The organism is Chishuiella sp. (assembly GCF_032109125.1).
Lineage (GTDB): Bacteria > Bacteroidota > Bacteroidia > Flavobacteriales > Weeksellaceae > Empedobacter.
The window spans coordinates 58407-78446 of sequence record NZ_DAMCLZ010000010.1 but is presented as its reverse complement, the minus strand read 5'-3'; the positions used below and the strand labels follow the sequence as shown (position 1 = coordinate 78446).

Here is a 20040-nt window from a genome sequence, read left to right as displayed (position 1 = left end):
GTTATTCAAAATTTAAATAACGAATACCATCTACATTTTTTATAGAAATAGTATGATGTTCGTCTGGGATAAAGTTAGCAATTTTATTTGACCATTCCATTAAGCAAAATTGATTAGAATAAATATAGTCTTCTATTCCAAAATCTAATGCTTCATCTTCATGATTAAGGCGATAAAAATCAAAATGAAAAACTTTACCTTCATCAGTATCATATTCATTCACAATAGAAAAAGTAGGACTAGAAACTTCATCATTTGTTCCAAATGATTTTACTAATTCTTTGATGAAAGTAGTTTTTCCAGCTCCCATTTCTCCTTCAAAAGTTATAATTTTATGTACAAGTTGCTTTTTAATTTCCTTTGCAACTTCTGGTAATTCTTCTAAATTTTGAATAATAAATTCCATTTAATTTTTTGGTGTTAAAACAATCATTGGTATAATATTTTCTTCTAAAGAAATACCTCCGTGCTGATAAGTATTCTTATAATAATTTACGAAATGATTATAATTTTTTGGGTATGTTAAAAATAAATTTTCTTTTGCAAAGATATACTTTGATGTAACATTAACCTTAGGTAATAAGAATTTTTCTGGCTGATCGACAGCTAAAACATCTTTTGGATCATATTGTAATTGTTTACCTAGTTTGTAACGTAAATTAGTACTAGATTCTTTATCTCCAATTACTTTTGTAGGCTCTTTTACATATATTGTTCCATGATCTGTAGTAACAATAATTTTCATACCATCTTGTGCAGCTTTTTTTACAATTTCCATTAAATATGAATTTTCAAACCAGTGCTTTGTAATAGAACGGTATGTTTTATCATCACGAATCATTTCACCAACTATTTTATTATCAGTTTTAGCATGAGATAAAATATCAATAAAATTATAAACAATAACATTTAGGTTATTGTTTTTATAATTATTGAAATCATCTGCAATTTTTTTCTCAAAATCAGAATTTAATATTTTGAAATAATTATATGATAAATCACCTAATCCTAAACGTTTTAATTGTTCGCCTAAAAGTTCTTTTTCATGCATATTTTTATTTCCTTCGTCAGTATCATTCAACCAGTATTGAGGATATTTTTTTTCAATTTCCAAAGGCATTAGACCAGAAAAGAACGCATTTCGTGCATATTGCGTTGCAGAAGGTAATATACTATAGTATAAATTTTCGTTTTGAGAATTATAATAGCGATTAAAAATAGGTTCAATAACTTTCCATTGATCGTACCTTAAATTATCAACTAAAATAAGTAAAACATTTTCATCTTTACTTAATTGTGGACGTACTAATTTATTAAAAATTGTATGTGATAATACAGGACTTTCATCTTCATTGTGTAACCAATCTTCATAATTACGTTCTATAAATTTGAAAAAAGCAGCATTAGCTTCACTTTTTTGATTTTCTATAATCTCATTTAGTGCTTTATCCTCTATATTTTCTAATTCAAGTTCCCAATAAACTAATTTTTTATAAATTTCTTGCCAATCTTCATAATCTCGAGCATTCATCATCTCCATTGTTATATTTCGAAACTCTTGCTGATAATTAACTACAGTCTTTTCAGAAATAATTTTAGAAGAGTCTAAAATCTTTTTTAAACTCATGATAATTTGATTTGGATTGACAGGTTTTATTAAATAATCTGCAATGTGTGATCCAATAGCATCTTCCATAATATGTTCCTCTTCACTTTTAGTGACCATGATTACAGGGAGATTAGGACGTAATTCTTTTATTTTAGGTAATGCCTCTAATCCACTAAGACCAGGCATATTTTCATCAATAAGTACAGCGGCAAAATTTTCGTTTTCAATAATTTCTAATGCATCTGTAGCATTATTTATCATTGTTGTTTCATATCCTTTTTTATCTAAAAATAATTGATGAGGTTTTAATAAATCTATTTCATCATCAATCCATAATATTTTTATTGCCATTTGTCTAAATTTTTATTTTAAAATTCTATTGAAAGAATTGTACCAAATATAGAGATATAGTAAATGTTAAAATCAAAATTGTATGTTAAACATTAGACTAAAATATTAAATTGTATTCACACTTTTATACAGAAAGACCATATTTTTAAATAGATAGATAATAATTAATCTATTCTAATTATTGATTTTGCAAATTATTTACTATAAAGCTAATAATTAAAATCTATTATAAAATAATAAAATATGATGTGTTGTTAAATTTAATTATAACTAATTGATAATTAAAATCTATAAAAAAATCTTATAAAACATAGATTTTATAGATTTGATTTATAGTTTGTAGACATTTAGTTTTGCTGAAAATTATTTACAAGTAATAAAAATTAAATATTAATACAATGAAAAAAAGAGTTTTAGGGTTAGTTTTTCTTTCTACAGTAGGTTTTTCACAACAATTAACTACAAACACAGGATCTCCAGTTGGAGATAATCAAAATTCCAAAACAATTGGTAATAATGGACAAGTATTACTTGAAGATATTCATTTAATAGAGAAGCTTGCGGCTTTTGATAGAGAAAGAATTCCAGAAAGAGTTGTACATGCTAGGGGAGCAGGAGCTTTTGGTGAATTTATTGCTACTTCTGATTTTTCTGATGTTACAATGGCTGATTTTTTATCTTCTGCAGGAAAAAAAACACCTCTATTTGTTCGTTTTTCTACAGTAACACATCAGCAAGGTTCTCCAGAAACATACCGTGATCCAAGAGGTTTTGCAGTTAAATTTTATACGGAGCAAGGAAATTATGATTTAGTAGGTAATAATTTACCAGTATTCTTTATTCGCGATGCAATAAAATTCCCAGATATGGTTCATGCTTTTAAACCATCTCCACTAACAAACGGTGCATCAGATCCAAATCGTGTATTTGATTTCTTTTCCAATTTACCAGAATCTACACACATGTTAACATGGTTATTTTCAGATTATGGAATACCAGCTAATTTTCGTCAAATGGAAGGAAATGGAGTACATGCTTATAAATGGGTAAACAATAAAGGAGAAGTAACTTATGTGAAGTACAAGTGGATTCCTCAACAACAAATAAAAAATTTGACGCAAGAGGAGGCGAATCAAATTCAAGCGACTCAAATAGAACATGCGACGTTAGATTTACATAATGAAATAGAAAAAGGGAATTATCCAAAATGGGATTTGTATGTACAAATGTTGAAAAAAGAAGATTTTGATCATTTAGATTTTAATCCAGTAGATGTTACTAAAATTTGGCCAGAATCTGTAGCAAAATTTATAAAAGTTGGAACAATGACATTGAACCAAAATCCAACTAATTATTTTCAACAAGTAGAACAATCTGCTTTTTCTCCAGCTACATTAATTCCAGGTATAGAAGCTTCTGAAGATAAATTATTGCAAGGACGTTTATTCTCATATTTTGATACACAACGTCATCGTTTATCAGGAAATTTTCAACAAATACCAGTGAATTCACCAATCAATGAAGTGAAAACATATAATCAGGATGGATATATGTCAATTAGAAAACAAGAAGGAGATGTAAATTATCAACCATCAACTAACTTACCAAACGTTGTTGATAACAGTAAGTTTAAATATTCTAAATCAGTTTTTCCAGCTGGTACAGTTACAACACAGCATGTAATTGATAAAGAAAATAACTTTAAACAAGCTGGAGAATTGTATGAATCATTTTCTAAAAAAGATAAAGATAATTTAATAAAGAATTTATCAGGAGCTTTAAATAGTGTGAAAAATAAAGTAATAGTTCATAAGATGATTGCTCATTTTTACCAAGCAAATAAAGAATATGGAAATCGTTTATTAAAATCGACAAATACATCCTTAAGTGATATAAAACAATATTTATAACATATAAAATTTTTGGAGCAAATGAACTTTTGCTCCTAGTTTAATTGATAGAAAATAGTAAAATGAAAAATATAATTATAAAATTTTTATTCCTATTTATAATAGGAAACTTTGTTATAGCTCAAGATTTATTTTCTGCAGTAAGAACAAATAATTTACCTTTAACAGAACAATTAATTGATAGAGGAGAAGATATAAATCTGAAAGATTCTAAAGGTTTTACGCCATTAATTTTAGCTGTATACAATGGAAATATAGAAGTAGCAAAGAAACTTTTAGAAAAAGGAGCAAATCCTGATGCTCAAGATTTATCGGGTAATAATGCAATGATGGGAGCTTCATTTAAAGGTAATTTAGAGATGATTAATCTATTATTAGACAATAAAGCAAATGTAAATGAAGTTAACTTTAACGGAGCTACATCACTTATTTTTGCAGTTACTTTTGGAAGAAATGATGTTGCGAAAAGAATAATTTCTGCTGGAGCTGATTTATCAATAAAAGATTCAAGTGGAAAAACAGCGTTAGATCATGCAAAACTTCAAGAAAATAATGAAATGATAAGTTATTTAACAAATAAATAATTTTTTTATTCATCTTATTTAATTGTAATTATATTGTTTAATGAAAATTTATGATATAATTACAATCTATTTAGTGATTTTTATACATTAAATAGCTATATTTTATATCTTTGTTACAAAATATAGCGTTTGAATTCATTAAACAAAAATAAGTTAAAGATAATAAATGATCCAGTTCATGGTTTTATAACAATACCTAATGAATTAATTTATCAAATTATTCAACATCCTTATTTTCAGAGATTACGCAGGATTTCACAGACAGGATTAACTGAAACAGTATATCCTGGAGCTAAACATTCTAGATTTCTTCATGCTTTAGGTTGTATGCACTTAATGCAAAAAGCACTTAACATTTTAAAAAGAAAAGATGTTGAAATTACATTAGAGGAAGAAAATGGAGTTCTTATTGCTATATTACTACATGATTTAGGACATGGTCCTTTTTCTCACTCATTAGAGCATTCAATTATAAAAAATTCTAATCACGAACAGATATCACTTCGTCTAATGGAAGAATTGAATATCTTTTTTAATGGAGAATTAACTTTAGCAATAGAAATTTTTAAAGGTAATTATTCAAAAAAATTTTTAACTCAACTGGTTTCAAGTCAATTAGATTGCGATAGAATGGATTATCTTAAAAGAGATAGTTTTTATTCTGGAGTTGTAGAAGGAAGTATAAATCCAGAAAGAATAATTTCTATGATGAATGTTTCCAATAATGAATTAGTAATTGAAGCAAAAGGAATTCCGTCTGTAGAGAAATTTTTAATGGCTAGAATGTTTATGTATACGCAGGTTTATATGCATAAAAAATCATTTACAGCAGAAAATTTTTTAATTAGTGTTTTGCGTAGAGCAAAAGAATTAACAAAAAAAGGAGAAAAACTTTTTGCAACGTCAGCATTAAATTATTTTTTACAAGAAAATCAAGAAGGAATTTCTACAAAAAAAGGATTAGAAATTTTTACTTTTCTTGACGATTCAGATGTTCTATCAGCAATTAAAGAGTGGCAATTTCATGACGATTTTATTTTAAGTAAATTGTCTAAAAATATTATACAGAGAGTTTTACCTAAATCTTATCTTCTAGAAGAAAAAATATCTGATAACGAATTTTTAAAAGAAAGAGATCGTGTAAAAAAAGAATATCTAATAGATGACGCTAGCTATTTTGTAGAGCAAACAACAATAAAAGTTGTTCCTTATGACAAGAATAAAAGTCCTATAAAAATTTTGTTTAAAAATGGTTCTGTCAAAGAAATTTCGAATTCTGGGAAAAGTTTATTAACGCAATTTTTACAAAAAGAAATTATAAAAATACATTATCATAGTATTTAAATTATTCATTTATAATCTTTGATAATAAAAATAAATAACTTAAATATTCATTTTAAAAATTTAAGAATAATTATTAGTTTTGCAGACTATGAAATTTAAAGCTACAGAAATTGCGCAATTGTTGCAAGGTACTATAAAAGGGGATGAAAATGTAGAAGTTTCGACTTTGTCGAAAATAGAAGAAGGAGAAGAAGGGTCTATTTCGTTTTTAGCAAATCCGAAATATGAGCATTTCATTTATACAACTCGCGCATCAATTGTTATTGTTAGCAAGGATTTTGTAGCAACAGATTCTATATCTTCTACTTTAATAGTTGTAGAAGATGCTTATCACGCTTTTACACAATTATTACAATATTATAATTCTGTAAAGAATAATAAAATAGGGATTGAAGAGTTATCAAAGATAGACACATCTGCTACATTGGGAGAAAATGTATATGTTGGAAGTTTTTCTTATATTGGGAAAAATGTTATATTAGGAAATAATGTAAAAATATATCCTAGTGTAACAATAGGAGATAATGTTATAATAGAAGACAATACTATTTTATTTTCTGGTGTACAAGTTTATGAAGATTCTAAAATAGGAAAAAATTGTATTATTCATTCAAATGTTGTCATAGGTTCTGATGGGTTTGGTTTTGCACCAACCGCTGATGGTTCTTTTGAAAAAATTCCTCAGATAGGGAATGTTGTAATTGAAGATAATGTGGAAATAGGCTCAGGTTCAACTATTGATAGAGCAACAATGGGATCTACTATTATTAGAAAAGGAGTGAAATTAGATAATCAAATCCAGATTGCTCATAATGTACAAGTTGGAGAAAATACTGTAATTGCTTCTCAATCAGGTATTGCTGGTTCAACAAAAATTGGGCGTAATTGTATGATTGGAGGTCAAGTTGGTATTGTAGGACATTTAACAATAGGTGATTATGTCCAAATACAAGCTCAGAGTGGTATAAATAATGATATAGAAAGTAAAACACAGTTGTATGGTTCACCAGCAATGGAAGCATCAAGTTTTAGAAAATCGTATGTATACTTTAGAAAGTTTCCAGAAATAGTGAAACGAATAGAAAATTTAGAAAAAGAAATCAAACAAAAATAAAAGTTAATGTCTGATAAGCAAAAAACTTTAGCAAATGAAGCCGTTTTAAAAGGTGTAGGTTTACATACAGGGAAAGATGTGACTTTAACATTCAAACCTGCAGATCCTGATACAGGATTTATTTTTGTAAGAACAGATTTAGAAGGGCAACCTCAGGTAGAAGCTGACGCACAATATGTTGTAAGTACTGCTAGAGGAACTACTTTAGAAAAAAAAGGCGTTAAAATTCTTACTACAGAGCATGTTTTAGCAGCTTTGGTAGGAATGGATATAGATAATTGCTACATTGAGATAGATAATGCTGAGCCTCCAATTATGGATGGTTCTTCTAAGTTTTTTGTAGAGGCTATTGAAAAAGCAGGAATTGTAGAACAAGATAAAGATAGAGAATACTTCAGAATAAAAGAAATTGTTACTTATGTTGATCCAGAAACTGGATCAGAAATAACGGCAATTCCATCTGATGAATATCAAGTTACTGCAATGGTGGATTTTGGTACTAAAGTTTTAGGAACACAAAATGCTACTTTATCTTCGATGAAAAATTTCAAAAATGAAATTTCTCAGGCAAGAACCTTTTGTTTTTTACATGAATTAGAACAATTATTAGAAGCTGGTTTAGTAAAAGGTGGAGATCTTGACAATGCAATAGTTTATGTAGATAAAGAAATCACTCCAGAAACAAAAGAAAAATTATGTAAAGCATTTAATAGAGAAGATGTATCTATACGTCCAAATGGTATTTTAGATCATTTGACATTACATTATCCTAATGAAGCTGCTCGTCATAAATTATTAGATGTTGTTGGTGATTTAGCATTAGTTGGTAAAAAGTTAAAGGCTAAAATTATAGCAACTAAACCTGGTCATCATACTAATACTAATTTTGCAAAAAAATTAAGTAAGCAAATAAAGTTGGCTCAACGTAATAAGGTTCCAGAATTTGATTTAAGTGTTGATCCTGTATATGATATTAATGATATCATGAAATTATTACCACATCGTCCTCCTTTTTTGTTGATAGATAAAGTAATTTCAAAAACATCAACAGGATTAGTTGGGGTTAAAAATGTTACAATGAATGAACCATTCTTTGTAGGTCATTTTCCAAAAGAGCCTGTTATGCCAGGAGTATTACAAATTGAAGCAATGGCTCAATTAGGAGGTTTACTGATTTTAGGAGAATTAGATAATCCTCAGGATTATTCAACATATTTCATGAAGATTGAAAATGCTAAATTTAAACGCAAAATTATCCCTGGAGATACACTTGTATTTAAATTAGAATTAGTAGAACCTATCAGAAGAGGTATTGTTCATATGCAAGGAATTGGATATGTAAATAATCAAATTGCTGTTGAAGCAGAAATGATGGCAGTTATTACAAAAGAATAATAAAAAAGAAATGGAAGTTATGAATCATCCGATGGCATATGTTCATCCATCTGCAATTATAGGAGAGAATGTTACTATTAGTCCTTTTTCTTCAATTTATGAAGATGTTGAGATTGGAGAAGGAACTTGGATAGGACCAAATGTAACTATTATGTCAGGTGCGCGTATTGGAAAAAATTGTAAAATTTATCCTGGTACCGTTATTTCTGGTGAACCTCAAGATTTAAAATACGAAGGAGAAAAAACTTTAACATACATAGGAGATAATACAACTATAAGAGAATGTGTTACGGTTAACAGAGGTACAAGTGCATTAGGTTTCACCAAAGTTGGAAAAAACTGTTTGATTATGGCTACAGCTCATATAGCACATGATTGTGTTATTGGAGATAATGTTGTTATCGTTAATTCAGTTGGACTTGCAGGACATATAGAAGTTGGAGATAATGCTTTTATTGGTGGTTATAGTGCTGTACATCAATTTACTAAAATTGGAGAACATGCATTTATTGCTGGAGCTACGCAAATCAGAAAAGATGTTCCTCCTTATGTTAAAGCGGCTAAGAATCCAGTTTCTTACGCAGGTGTAAATGCAATAGGTTTAAGAAGAAAAGGTTTTACTTCTGAAGAAATTTTTGAAATTCAAGGGATATATAGAATTTTATATCAACAAAAAAATAATGTGTCTCAAGCTGTTGAACAAATATTAGAGAAATTTCCTGATTCTCATTATCGCGAAGTTATTTTAGATTTTATCAATACAAGTGATAGAGGTATTATGAAAGGATATAGCTCTGGAGTTTAATTAAATAATATAAATAAAGAAAATATAAAATGGCAACAACTGCTGATATTAGAAAAGGTTTATGTATTGTATTTAATAATGATACATACAAAATTATCGAATTTTTACATGTTAAGCCAGGTAAAGGTCCTGCTTTCGTTCGTACAAAATTAAAATCTTTAACAAACGGAAAAGTATTAGACAATACGTTTTCTGCTGGTCATAAAATTGAAGAAGTTCGTGTTGAAACACGAAATTATCAATATTTATATGAGGATGATAATGGTTTCCATTTTATGAACAATGATGATTTCTCTCAAGTTTATTTAAATAAAGATTTAATTGACAATGCTCAGTTTATGAAAGCTGGTGACGAAATTAAAATTTTATTCCGTGCTTCAGATGAAACTGCTTTGGCAGCAGAATTACCAAATACTGTAATTATGGAAATTACATATACTGAACCAGGTTTAAAAGGAGATACAGCTACAAATGCTACTAAACCTGCTACAACAGAAACTGGGGCAGAAATTAGAGTACCTTTATTCATTAATGAAGGAGATAAAGTAAAAATTAATACAGAAGATGGTTCTTACGTTGAACGTATAAAAGAATAATTTCTCTATTTAATATAATAATATTAAGCTCTCTAATTTAGGGAGCTTTTTTATTTTAATATTTTAAGAATAATTTAAAATAAAAAACACAGAATCTTTCAATTAGATTCTGTGCTTCATTAAGTTGCAAAAATATTAAGAAAAGAGATTAAATTTATTGTTTAATTAATTTTGTTTTTACTGTTTGGCCATCTTCTAATGTTATTTCTACAATATATATTCCTCTATTTAAAGAATGTACATTAACAGTTTTTGAATTTGACTGAGACATAACTTTTTGACCTGATAGGTTGTAAATGTTCATGTTTTTAATTGTTTTTGTTGATTGAATATTTATAAAATCACGTGTAGGATTAGGATAAATTTTTAAATCTTTGATTGTTATATCATTTGTAGATAAATTATCTACTGATTGTTCGTCTGATTTTTTTGAATATACTCTTGATGCATCAATAGATTTAACTGACCAGTAGAAATTTTTTGGTAGAAAATCTTTATTTATAAACCAATTATTAGTCGTTACAATATATTTCAAAATGTCAGACTTACCTTTTTCTGATCCAATACTTAATTCATATTGTAAGCTATTAATAGGTGTTTTATCATCTGTTGCACCATTCCAAGAAAATATAGCTTTATCATCTGATGTATTTACTTTTAAACTTGTAGGAGGGGTAGGAGCATTATTAGTTTCTGTTGATATATTTTTATATAAAGATGTTTTAGGTTCATATAATTCATCTCCACTTACGACAACAAGATCTAAATGATTATCGTTATTATAATCAAATAATCGTAGACTTGTGGAGATAGAAAATACGCCTAAACCAGTATTTTCTTCTAATGAAAAATCTTTTGACTGGGGATTATATGTAAATATTTTTGATGAATATTCACCTTCCTCATCTTCACCAATCATTAGAATATCGTAATATCCATCATTATTTAAATCTCCAATATCCATTGATTTTACAGAACTAAATGTTTGTACACCTTTTCCTAAATCATGTTCGATGAATTTACCATATCCATCATTTTCTAAATATAATGTAGTAGGGGAATCATTAGCATTTTTTCCTAAACCAGTGATTACAATGTCTTGAAAACCATCACCGTTAAAATCGGCAGATTGTATAGAACCATTTAGCATTCCATATTTTTCTTCACTTAACTCTAGAGTACCATTATTATTTAAATAAATATTGAAAAAAGCACCATATTCTTCTTCGGATTCATTTTCTCCATTAATACCAAAAATAGCTATGTCTAATAAACCGTCATTATTAAAATCAGAGATAACAAAGTCTCCATTTTGACTTCCACCTAATAATTCTGAATATGTTAATTCACCTTTATTATTTTTTAGAAAGTGGAGTAAATATTTTCCAATTTCATCATGAGTAGAATTTTCGATTCCATTTAAAAAAAGATCTAATTGGCCATCGTGGTCAAAGTCGGCATATGCAAAACTTGAATAGATTTTACCACCATCTCTTGAATTTATTAATTCATAATTATTATTTTTAAATTGGTACTGATATGTTTTATATTCTCTTATATTTTCTCTGTTTTGACCTGTTAAAATGATATCTAGAGTATCATCATTTCTTAAGTTCACAAACCTTAAATCTCCTAAATATGTAGATTGAGGTAATTTTTGGAAATGTGTAAATATTCCATTGTCATTTTTATAGATATCACATTGTGTTTGTGAATATGTATTATCACCACATATCAGTAAATCTTGAAATCCATCATTGTTAAAGTCTCCAATATTTAGAGAACCATAACCATAATTTGAGATATTGGTTTGTACTTCTTCAAATTTTTGTGCATTCAAAAGAGTAGATATTAAAAGAAAAGGTATAAAAAATTGTTTCATTATTTTTAATTAGTCTAAATTAGAATACAAATCTACTAATCTTTATCTCTTTCTAATAATTTTTTAAATGATTTAAATCTTGTTTTTTTTAAATTAGTAGTACTATTTGTTTTAAATCAGTTATTTATATGAATAAAAAAAGGTCAGATAGTTAAATATTTAACTATCTGACCTTTTTGGAATTTTCCTAAAACCCTATAAATTATTTATTTTTTTCCTAAAACTTTTTTTGTAAGATTAATAATAGCTACAGCTACTGTCCCTGCTATAAGTCCTATCATGGCTTCGCTAATAATAGAAGGAATATTAGGTAAATGATGATGAATATAGTCAATATTATGAACAAAAATACCTCCAGATACAAGTACTAATGCTATTGTTCCAATTACTCCTAAGGATTTTATTACATAGGGTAGAGCCTTAACTAATAAATGACCTAATTTAGAAATCATTCCTTTGTTTTTAGATACATTAATTAACTTGTAACCAGCATCATCCATTCGTACAATAAGTGCAACTATTCCATAAACACCAATTGTAGCTAAAATTGCAATAATAGCAACAGTTATTGCTTGTGTAAGCATTGGCTCATTCAGAACAGTACTCAAAGCAATAATTACAATTTCTATAGAAAGTATAAAATCTGTTATAATAGCAGATTTTACTTTTGCTTTTTCAGAAACAGATTTATTTTCTTCTTCTTCATGTTTTTCTATAACTTCATGTCCTTTTTTTGAAGAATGTAATACATAATGAAGAATTTTTTCGACACCTTCAAAAGCTAGGTAAAAACCTCCAAGTATTAAAATATATTTTATTACTTCTGGTAAGAAATGATTTAGTACTAATACAATAGGGACAATAATTAATTTATTAATAAATGATCCTTTTGTAATTGCCCATAAGACAGGTATTTCTCTTGAAGATAAAAAACCTGTAGCTTTTTCTGCATTTACAGCTAAATCATCACCTAAAATTCCTGCTGTTTTACTTGCTGCAACTTTACTTGTTACTGCTACATCATCCATTAATGCTGCAATATCATCTAGTATTGCAAAAATTCCTGAAGCCATAAAATTATATCAATTTAATAAATAGTTGTTTATAGTTTTTAGTTAGTGCTAAAACTAGCTTTCACTGTTATTTGAGCTGTTTTTTGTCTAGAAGTTGTATTAAATGCTCCTCCATAAGAGTAATCTTCATTATCATTTTTACCAGTGATTTGAAAAATTCCAAGATCAGCTTTTTGTAAATGACCTAGTTTACTCCCTGATTTTGTAGCTATATTTTCTGCTCTTTGTTTTGCATTTTCAGATGCTTGTGCAATTAATTCAAGTTTTAAATCTTCAAGTTTTGAATAATAATAATTTGGATTAGATGAATTAAGCTCAATTCCTTGACTAATTAAATTAGAAATTTCTCTTGAAGCTTTTTCTATTTTATCTAAATCTTTAGATTCAATTGTAACATCTTGAGATAAAATATAACCATTAAATTGAGAAATGGAATTTCCATTAGGATCAGTCCCATATCTTATATCTTTAGAAATATTTACTGCTTCAAATACAATTTCATTTGATTTTATTCCTTGAGAAATTAAAAAGTTTTTTACAACTCCTTGATCATCTTTTAATTGTTCTGAAGCACTTTTTAAATCAAAATTATTTCTACTATAAGTCGCTCTCCATTTAACTAAATCAGCATTAAAATCTTTTAATGCATTTCCAGTTATATTAATGGATTCATTCACCTTGAATTTATATTTATAATCATTACCTATAATAATTGTTGCAATTACTACTGCAACAGATAGTATTGAGGCTACTATAATTGATGCCTTGTTCATATAATAAGTTGTTTTAGAATTGATTTATTAAAAATGGTTTTAATTTTTTATGCTAATAAAATAGGAAACTCTTGATTTATTATAAAAATGATTAAATTTCCTTCTGTAAATTTAATTTCTACGTGATCGTCTATTGCTCTATTTCTAGTGCCAATACGAGAAAGTAAATTTAAATCCTCATTTTTTAAAGAAAACTCTAATCCTTTCGTTGTGATATTTTTACATTCAGAAAAAGGTAATAATGAAATTGTTCTTCCAAAATAACCTTCTAATAGAGTTTCTTTTTCTGCAAAAAAATAGGTACTATAATTATCATAGAAAACTATTTTCAATTTATTCTTAAAACGAAAAGCAGCATTTAAATTGCCTAAAAAATGATCTTGTTGTTTACCGCTTGCTCCAAATACATCTACACTTTCAAAACCTTTATCAATAATAATATCTAATGCTTTTGCAAAATCAGTATCTTCTTGATTTGGTGTTGCAATAATTTCTATATCATCAGAAATTTTATTTGTATTGATAGAATCAAAATCCCCAGAAACAATATTTGGTTTTATATTTAATTTATCTAAATAATTTAATGCTCCATCTGTACAAAAGATCATATCATAGATTTCTGTATTCGGTAAAATATCAGGAATTTCTCCATTTAAAAATAAAAGTACTTTATTACTATTCACCTGGAATCCATTTTATTTCCTCATGATTATTATCTTTAGCAATTTTACGGCCTAAAACAAATAAATAATCAGAAAGGCGATTCAAGTACTGAAATAGTTCAATACGTACTTCTTCAACTTCTTTTAATCCAACAACTAATCGTTCTGCTCTTCTGCAAATACATCTTGCTATGTGAGCATGAGAAGCAGCTTTATTTCCTCCTGGTAAGATAAAATGAGATAATTTTTCTAATTGTTCTTCCATGTCATCAATCCAATTTTCTAACTGTTCGATATCTTCATTAGAAATCATTTTAGGAATTCGAGGCTCTCCATTAGCTAAATATAATTTTTCTACAGGAGTTGCTAATTCAGCTCCTAGATTAAATAAATCTTTTTGGATAATAATAATTTCTTCTTCTAATGCTGGATTAATCTTATAAGAACGGATTAAACCTAAATAAGAGTTAAGTTCATCAACTGTACCATAAGATTCTATTTTTAGACTATTTTTAGAAACTCTGTTACCACCATATAATCCAGTTGTACCGTTGTCTCCAGTTTTTGTATATACTTTCATGTTATAATTCTAATTATATTTCTCGAAGATAAGAAAAACTTAAAGATTTTTTGGTAAAAGTGCTTTGGTAAAAAAATGATAGCCAATTGCAACAATAATTAATATAATACTAGTAATCATCCATAAAGTATTAAAACCAAAAGAAGTAGCTATATGTGTGCCTAGAAATGGAGATATTATAAATGCAAAAGAAACTGACATTCCATTTAATCCCATATAAGCCCCTTTATTATTTTTCTCTGATCGAAATGCAGTTACAGTAGACATAAGTGGAAGTACAAGCATTTCTCCAATAGACATCATTCCTATTGCAAGATATAAAAATGCTAAGGTGTGATTAAAAATAAATATAGAATAACTTATAGCTGTGATAAATGAACCAAAAACTAATAATTGAGTAATATTAAATTTTTTTTCAGTATAATGAATTAATAACATTTCAAAAACGACTATTAATATTCCACTAAATCCCATTAATAAACCAATTTCGGATTGAGTTAAATGGACTACTTCTTTATAAAAAAGAGGAAGAGTATTTAAAATTTGAAAAAATGCAACTGAAAATAAAATACAGAAAATATTAAAAATTAAAAATGGAACATCTGTGTATGCATTTCGTTCTTTTATAACTTCTTTCTCTTGGTTATTTTCTGAATTATCAGAAGAGTTTCTTTCTTTTCTTCCTTTGAAAAAAAAGACAAAAACAATTCCAGCTATAAGAGCTGTTGCTGCATTACAATAAAAAAGTAAGTTATATGAGTAAGTAGATAAGAAACCTCCCATAGATGGACCAATTGAAAACCCTAAATTAAGGGCCATTCTATTTAAAGAAAATGCTCTTGTGATATTTTCCTTTCTTGCATATCTAGTTATAGCTACAGAATTTGCAGGACGGAACATTTCACTTACAATACTAAGAACAAGCATAATAATAGCAAAAGACTCAACTGTTTTAAACAAAGGTAAAGTTAAAAACATAGGTGCACTAATAAATAAACTTAATGCTTGCACTTTAAAATTTCCAATTTTATCTGTTATCCATCCACCGAACCAAGATCCAATTACAGATCCAATTCCGAAACAACTAAGAACAATTCCTGAATTTTCCAAAGTAAAACCTAGCTCAGAAATCATATAAATACCTAAAAAAGGAAGAACCATTGAACCCATTCTATTTAGTAGCATAACAATTGCTAGCATCCAAGATTCTTGAGAAAGACCACTATAAGCATCAATATATATTTTCAGTATTTTTTTCATATTTTTACGAGCGTAATTTTTTGCGAATTTATAAATCTTTTTTGATAAAAAATCATTTATTAATCTAGGTTTGTGATATTCTTTAATTACTTTTGAACCCATTAAATTTTATAACAAAAAATTGATGCTATTTTATAATATTTTTTTAAAGTTTGTTTTTCTAATAAATGGATTAGGAGCAGCCTCTGGATTAGTTGTTCATAAGAATGAAGTTTATGCTATAGCTGATAATGACTCAAATTTATACATCTATAATTTAAAAAATAATAGTGTAGATAGAATTGATTTGAATCCAGAAATTTCTTTTGATAAAATTAATAAAAAAGATAAGCCCGATTTTGAATCAATTACAAAATATGGTAATGATATATATATTTTAGGTTCTGGATCTAAAAAAAATAGATTTGATTTAATAGCTTATAATATAAAATCAAAAAAAGTTGAAAATTTATCATATAAAGAATTATACAATGAATTTTTAAAAGTTTCTAATCTTTCTGAAAAAGATTTTAATATTGAAGGAGTCATTGCTAGTAAAAGATTTACTTATTTATTTAATAGGGGTAATGGAAAGTCGCAAATCAATGGAATTTTTAAGATTCATGGAAAAATTAATGATCTTCAAAATAAAAAAATAGAATTTTTTCCGATTCAATTACCAAAATTAAATAATGAATTAACTACTTTTTCGGATGCAATTTTAATAAAGAATAATAAAGTCTTATTTACAGCAACAGTAGAATCTAGCAGTACAACTCAATTTGATGGAGAAATAAAAGGTTCTATTATTGGAGAGATAGATTTAGATAAAATGAAATTGATTCATTGGGAAAAAATATCTGATGATAAAAAGATTGAAGGATTAGCATTATTAAAAAAAATGAATAATAAATATTCATTGTATTTATGTGAAGATAATGATGATGATACTAAAACATCAAGTATTTATAACTATGATTATATTATGAATAAAAAGTAATAAAAATACCTAATAAGTATATTTTTTAGATAACAATTTAACTATTATAACTAAGGATTTTTATATAATCTGTCTTAAAAATTGTGAAAGTAATCTTAAGACTGTTATATTTGTCCGTCAAAATTTATTTATCAATTAAACATTATGCGAGGAAGATGGCTCATTGCAGCATTTGCAATTATTTTAAGTCTCTTGTGTATCAGACAACTAAGTTATACTTGGTACACAACTAAAGTAGAGCATGAGGCGGCTCGATTAGCGAGTAAGCCAGAAGACGAACCAAGAATTTTGGATAGTATTGCTCAACATCCATTAGATTTAGGAATTATAAAATATGATTATAATTATGCCAAAAACAATGAAATCAATTTAGGATTAGATTTAAAAGGAGGTATAAACGTAATTTTACAAGTTTCTGAAAGAGATTTAATCGAAAATTTAGCTGCAAACAGTAAAAATCCAATGTTAACTACAGCTTTAGATTCAACAGATAAAGCTCAAAAAACGAATGGAAATGTACCTTATGTGGAATTATTTTTTCAAGAATTTGATAAAATAAAAGGAGGTACTAAATATGCAGCAGCAGATTTATTTGGAAATAAAAATAATGCTGATAAAATTGCTTATAACGCTTCTGATGATCAAGTTAAAGCAGTTATTCGTAAAGATATAGAAGCTAAAGTTGCTACAGCATACGATGTCATAAGTTCTCGTATTAATCAATTTGGTGTTGTAGAACCAGTAATTCAACGTTTAGGAGATAAAGGTGATGGTAGAATTTTAGTAGAATTACCAGGTGTATCTGATACTGACCGTGTAAAGAAATTATTACAATCTACAGCTAAATTAGAGTTTTTACAAGTTGTTCGTCAAGATCCTACTGTTATGTCATATTTTGCAGGAGTTAATACTGAAAAATATAACATTAAAAATCAAAAAGGTCAGGTTATAAAAACATTAGGAGAAGTTATGCAACCAATAGGTTCTAACGCGACTTTTGTTGTTGATGTAAAAGATACTGCTGTCGTAAATAGAGTTTTACAAGACAAAACTTTTGTACCAAACTTACCATCTAACATAAGAAATTATAAATATTCTTGGGCTAATAAGCCAATGGATTTAGGTAGAATAGCTGTTAATTCAAAAGACGCTTCTAAATTATTAGAATTTTATGTTTTAAAAGGTAAAAATGGAACACAAGAACCATTAATTACAGGTGATAAAGTTGTTTCTGCATCTGCTGAACGTAGCGCAGGATCTCTTACAAATGAACCTGTAGTTTCTATGCAAATGAATCAAGTAGGAGCACAAGAATGGGCTCGTATTACTGATGAATTAAAACCTTCTGCAACTGATCGTAATGGACAAGGTGTTGCAATTGTTTTAGATAACATGGTCTATTCTGCACCAAATATCAAAAATCAAATTACTGGAGGTAACTCTCAAATTTCTGGTAGTTTTACTTTAGAAGAAGCAAAAGATTTAGCAAACATTTTACAAGCAGGTTCTTTACCAGCATCTTCAAAAATAGTTTCTGCTGAAGTTGTTGGACCATCATTAGGTCAAGAAGCTATTAATAGTTCTTTAATTGCGTTTGGTTGTGCATTTGCATTAGTATTAATTTGGATGGTTTTCTATTACAGCCGTGCAGGTATTTATGCTAACGTTGCATTAATCATTAACTTATTATTCTTATTAGGATTCTTAGTTTCTTTAAAAGCGACATTATCTTTACCAGGTATCGCAGGTATTATCTTAACGTTAGTTACTGGTATGGATGCTAATATTCTTATTTACGAAAGGGTAAAAGAAGAAATTAGAAAAGGAAAATCTCTACGTCATGCAGTAGATTTTGCTTACTCTTGGAAAGGAGCATTCTCTGCAATTATAGATGCTAACTCAACATCATTTATCACAGCATTAATCTTGTTTTTCTTTGGTAAAGGTCCTGTTGTTGGTTTTGCTACAACATTTATGATTGGTATTTTTACTTCTACATTTACATCTATTTTTATTACAAGATATTTCGTAGAAGGTAGATTAGCAAAAGGAAAATCAGTTCCTTTTTACACAAGCTTTACAGCTCATTGGTTACAAAATATCCATGTAGATTTATTAAAAACTAGAAAAATATCTTATATCATTTCTATTGTTTTAACAATTGCAGCTTTAATTTCTATTTTTACTAAAGGATTTGATATGGGTATCGAATTTCAAGGAGGACGCACTTATACAGTTCGTTTTGATAAAAATGTAGATGCACAAGAAATAGCAGAAAGTTTAGGAGATGTTTTTCTATATGATGGTGAAAAATTGATTCCTCAAGTTAAAACTTATGGAGGTCAAAATCAAGTTAAAATTACAACAGCATATAAAGCTGATGAAGATGGTACAAGCGTAGATGATGAGATCAAAGACAAATTATACACTGGTTTAAAACCTTATTTACCAGCTAAAATGTCTGAAAAAGATTTCTCAGAAGATAATGCAACTATCGGTCTTATGTCATCAGCAAAAGTAGGTCCTACAATTGCAGATGATACAACAAGAGCTTCTTACATTGCAGTATCATTAGCTTTAGTAGCAATTTTCTTCTACTTAATCGTTATGTTCAAACGTTGGCAATTCTCTTTATCAACAATTATTGCATTAGCACACGATGTTATCATTGTATTAGGAGTTTTCTCTTTCTTCAAAGGAATTTTACCTTTCAACATGGAGATTGATCAAGCCTTCATAGCTGCGATTCTTACAGTAATTGGTTATTCTATGAATGACTCGATTATTATCTTAGATCGTATTCGTGAAAACTTAACTGTAGAGAAAAATCATAATTTGTATGATATTATTAATATTTCTACTTCAGAAACATTATCTCGTACAATTAATACATCATTATCTACTTTCCTTATTGTATTAATCATCTTTGCTTTTGGTGGAGAATCAATCAAAGGGTTTATGTTTGCAAAATTAGTAGGTATCATTATCGGTACATTTTCATCTATTTTTGTAGCTTCTCCTTTATTGTATGATTTTACGAAAAAAGGACAAATGAACAAATAATAACATATTTTAAATAAATTTTAAGAAAACCATCAGAGAAATTTGATGGTTTTTTTATTT

Annotated in this window: 17 protein-coding genes; 9 read left to right on the top strand and 8 right to left on the bottom strand. The window is 27.6% G+C overall.

Going from position 1 to position 20040, the window contains the following annotated elements:
• Nucleotide 1: 1 nt before the first annotated feature.
• Complete coding sequence (gene tsaE, locus RT575_RS11170) at nucleotides 2-406, bottom strand: tRNA (adenosine(37)-N6)-threonylcarbamoyltransferase complex ATPase subunit type 1 TsaE (RefSeq protein ID WP_313374237.1); 405 nt, start codon at nucleotides 404-406, stop codon at nucleotides 2-4.
• Nucleotides 407-1960 (bottom strand): bifunctional response regulator/alkaline phosphatase family protein, encoded by a 1554-nt coding sequence (locus tag RT575_RS11165; RefSeq protein WP_313580878.1) that lies wholly within the window; start codon nucleotides 1958-1960, stop codon nucleotides 407-409.
• A gap of 398 nt (nucleotides 1961-2358) precedes the next feature.
• Here RT575_RS11165 and RT575_RS11160 point away from each other — a divergent pair, with 398 nt between their 5' ends.
• The 7 genes from RT575_RS11160 (at nucleotide 2359) to efp (ending at nucleotide 9708) form a co-directional block, all read left to right on the top strand.
• Entirely contained in the window at nucleotides 2359-3870 is a 1512-nt protein-coding gene (locus RT575_RS11160; RefSeq protein WP_313580876.1) for a catalase, read from the top strand.
• 62 nt (nucleotides 3871-3932) lie between these two features.
• Complete coding sequence (locus RT575_RS11155; protein WP_313580875.1) at nucleotides 3933-4454, top strand: ankyrin repeat domain-containing protein; 522 nt, start codon at nucleotides 3933-3935, stop codon at nucleotides 4452-4454.
• 129 nt (nucleotides 4455-4583) lie between these two features.
• Complete coding sequence (locus tag RT575_RS11150) at nucleotides 4584-5798, top strand: HD domain-containing protein (protein ID WP_313580873.1); 1215 nt, start codon at nucleotides 4584-4586, stop codon at nucleotides 5796-5798.
• Between the two features lie 88 nt (nucleotides 5799-5886).
• A complete protein-coding gene (gene lpxD, locus RT575_RS11145; RefSeq protein WP_313580871.1) occupies nucleotides 5887-6912 on the top strand; it encodes a UDP-3-O-(3-hydroxymyristoyl)glucosamine N-acyltransferase in 1026 nt (341 codons plus the stop codon).
• A 6-nt stretch (nucleotides 6913-6918) separates the two neighbouring features.
• A complete protein-coding gene (locus tag RT575_RS11140) occupies nucleotides 6919-8307 on the top strand; it encodes a bifunctional UDP-3-O-[3-hydroxymyristoyl] N-acetylglucosamine deacetylase/3-hydroxyacyl-ACP dehydratase (protein WP_313386632.1) in 1389 nt (462 codons plus the stop codon).
• 19 nt (nucleotides 8308-8326) lie between these two features.
• On the top strand, nucleotides 8327-9112 hold the full coding sequence (gene lpxA / locus RT575_RS11135; protein ID WP_313580943.1) for an acyl-ACP--UDP-N-acetylglucosamine O-acyltransferase: 786 nt from the start codon (nucleotides 8327-8329) through the stop codon (nucleotides 9110-9112).
• A 29-nt stretch (nucleotides 9113-9141) separates the two neighbouring features.
• The gene (gene efp, locus RT575_RS11130) at nucleotides 9142-9708 is read left to right on the top strand and encodes an elongation factor P (RefSeq protein WP_019973560.1); all 567 of its coding nucleotides are present in this window, start codon (nucleotides 9142-9144) and stop codon (nucleotides 9706-9708) included.
• A gap of 154 nt (nucleotides 9709-9862) precedes the next feature.
• Here efp and RT575_RS11125 read toward each other — a convergent pair whose 3' ends face one another.
• The 6 genes from RT575_RS11125 to RT575_RS11100 all read right to left on the bottom strand — a co-directional run bounded on the left by RT575_RS11125 (nucleotide 9863) and on the right by RT575_RS11100 (nucleotide 15938).
• The gene (locus RT575_RS11125; RefSeq protein ID WP_313580869.1) at nucleotides 9863-11590 is read right to left on the bottom strand and encodes a T9SS type A sorting domain-containing protein; all 1728 of its coding nucleotides are present in this window, start codon (nucleotides 11588-11590) and stop codon (nucleotides 9863-9865) included.
• Between the two features lie 206 nt (nucleotides 11591-11796).
• Nucleotides 11797-12663 (bottom strand): DUF808 domain-containing protein, encoded by an 867-nt coding sequence (locus RT575_RS11120; RefSeq protein WP_313386634.1) that lies wholly within the window; start codon nucleotides 12661-12663, stop codon nucleotides 11797-11799.
• A gap of 38 nt (nucleotides 12664-12701) precedes the next feature.
• Nucleotides 12702-13436 carry an SIMPL domain-containing protein gene (locus RT575_RS11115; RefSeq protein WP_313580867.1) on the bottom strand — a complete coding sequence of 245 codons (735 nt, stop codon included), beginning with the start codon at nucleotides 13434-13436 and terminating at the stop codon, nucleotides 12702-12704.
• A 47-nt stretch (nucleotides 13437-13483) separates the two neighbouring features.
• Complete coding sequence (locus tag RT575_RS11110; protein ID WP_313580865.1) at nucleotides 13484-14119, bottom strand: thiamine diphosphokinase; 636 nt, start codon at nucleotides 14117-14119, stop codon at nucleotides 13484-13486.
• A complete protein-coding gene (locus tag RT575_RS11105; protein ID WP_313386637.1) occupies nucleotides 14112-14678 on the bottom strand; it encodes a cob(I)yrinic acid a,c-diamide adenosyltransferase in 567 nt (188 codons plus the stop codon). The genes RT575_RS11110 and RT575_RS11105 overlap by 8 nt, the downstream gene beginning before the upstream one ends.
• A 39-nt stretch (nucleotides 14679-14717) precedes the next feature.
• Entirely contained in the window at nucleotides 14718-15938 is a 1221-nt protein-coding gene (locus RT575_RS11100) for an MFS transporter (RefSeq protein ID WP_313580863.1), read from the bottom strand.
• Between the two features lie 124 nt (nucleotides 15939-16062).
• Between RT575_RS11100 and RT575_RS11095 the strand changes: the two genes are divergently transcribed.
• Entirely contained in the window at nucleotides 16063-16917 is an 855-nt protein-coding gene (locus tag RT575_RS11095) for a DUF6929 family protein (protein ID WP_313580861.1), read from the top strand.
• A gap of 144 nt (nucleotides 16918-17061) precedes the next feature.
• Entirely contained in the window at nucleotides 17062-19980 is a 2919-nt protein-coding gene (gene secD / locus RT575_RS11090) for a protein translocase subunit SecD (protein ID WP_313580859.1), read from the top strand.
• Nucleotides 19981-20040 lie beyond the last annotated feature (60 nt).

What these genes read in the sequence shown, in the direction of transcription:
- RT575_RS11100 (WP_313580863.1), bottom strand. Translation starts at nt 15,938, where the DNA reads ATGAAAAAAATACTGAAAATATATATTGATGCTTATAGTGGTCTTTCT.
- lpxD (WP_313580871.1), top strand. Translation starts at nt 5,887, where the DNA reads ATGAAATTTAAAGCTACAGAAATTGCGCAATTGTTGCAAGGTACTATA.
- RT575_RS11165 (WP_313580878.1), bottom strand. Translation starts at nt 1,960, where the DNA reads ATGGCAATAAAAATATTATGGATTGATGATGAAATAGATTTATTAAAA.
- secD (WP_313580859.1), top strand. Translation starts at nt 17,062, where the DNA reads ATGCGAGGAAGATGGCTCATTGCAGCATTTGCAATTATTTTAAGTCTC.
- RT575_RS11120 (WP_313386634.1), bottom strand. Translation starts at nt 12,663, where the DNA reads ATGGCTTCAGGAATTTTTGCAATACTAGATGATATTGCAGCATTAATG.
- lpxA (WP_313580943.1), top strand. Translation starts at nt 8,327, where the DNA reads ATGAATCATCCGATGGCATATGTTCATCCATCTGCAATTATAGGAGAG.
- tsaE (WP_313374237.1), bottom strand. Translation starts at nt 406, where the DNA reads ATGGAATTTATTATTCAAAATTTAGAAGAATTACCAGAAGTTGCAAAG.
- RT575_RS11155 (WP_313580875.1), top strand. Translation starts at nt 3,933, where the DNA reads ATGAAAAATATAATTATAAAATTTTTATTCCTATTTATAATAGGAAAC.
- RT575_RS11160 (WP_313580876.1), top strand. Translation starts at nt 2,359, where the DNA reads ATGAAAAAAAGAGTTTTAGGGTTAGTTTTTCTTTCTACAGTAGGTTTT.
- RT575_RS11140 (WP_313386632.1), top strand. Translation starts at nt 6,919, where the DNA reads ATGTCTGATAAGCAAAAAACTTTAGCAAATGAAGCCGTTTTAAAAGGT.
- RT575_RS11095 (WP_313580861.1), top strand. Translation starts at nt 16,063, where the DNA reads ATGCTATTTTATAATATTTTTTTAAAGTTTGTTTTTCTAATAAATGGA.
- RT575_RS11105 (WP_313386637.1), bottom strand. Translation starts at nt 14,678, where the DNA reads ATGAAAGTATATACAAAAACTGGAGACAACGGTACAACTGGATTATAT.
- efp (WP_019973560.1), top strand. Translation starts at nt 9,142, where the DNA reads ATGGCAACAACTGCTGATATTAGAAAAGGTTTATGTATTGTATTTAAT.
- RT575_RS11115 (WP_313580867.1), bottom strand. Translation starts at nt 13,436, where the DNA reads ATGAACAAGGCATCAATTATAGTAGCCTCAATACTATCTGTTGCAGTA.
- RT575_RS11125 (WP_313580869.1), bottom strand. Translation starts at nt 11,590, where the DNA reads ATGAAACAATTTTTTATACCTTTTCTTTTAATATCTACTCTTTTGAAT.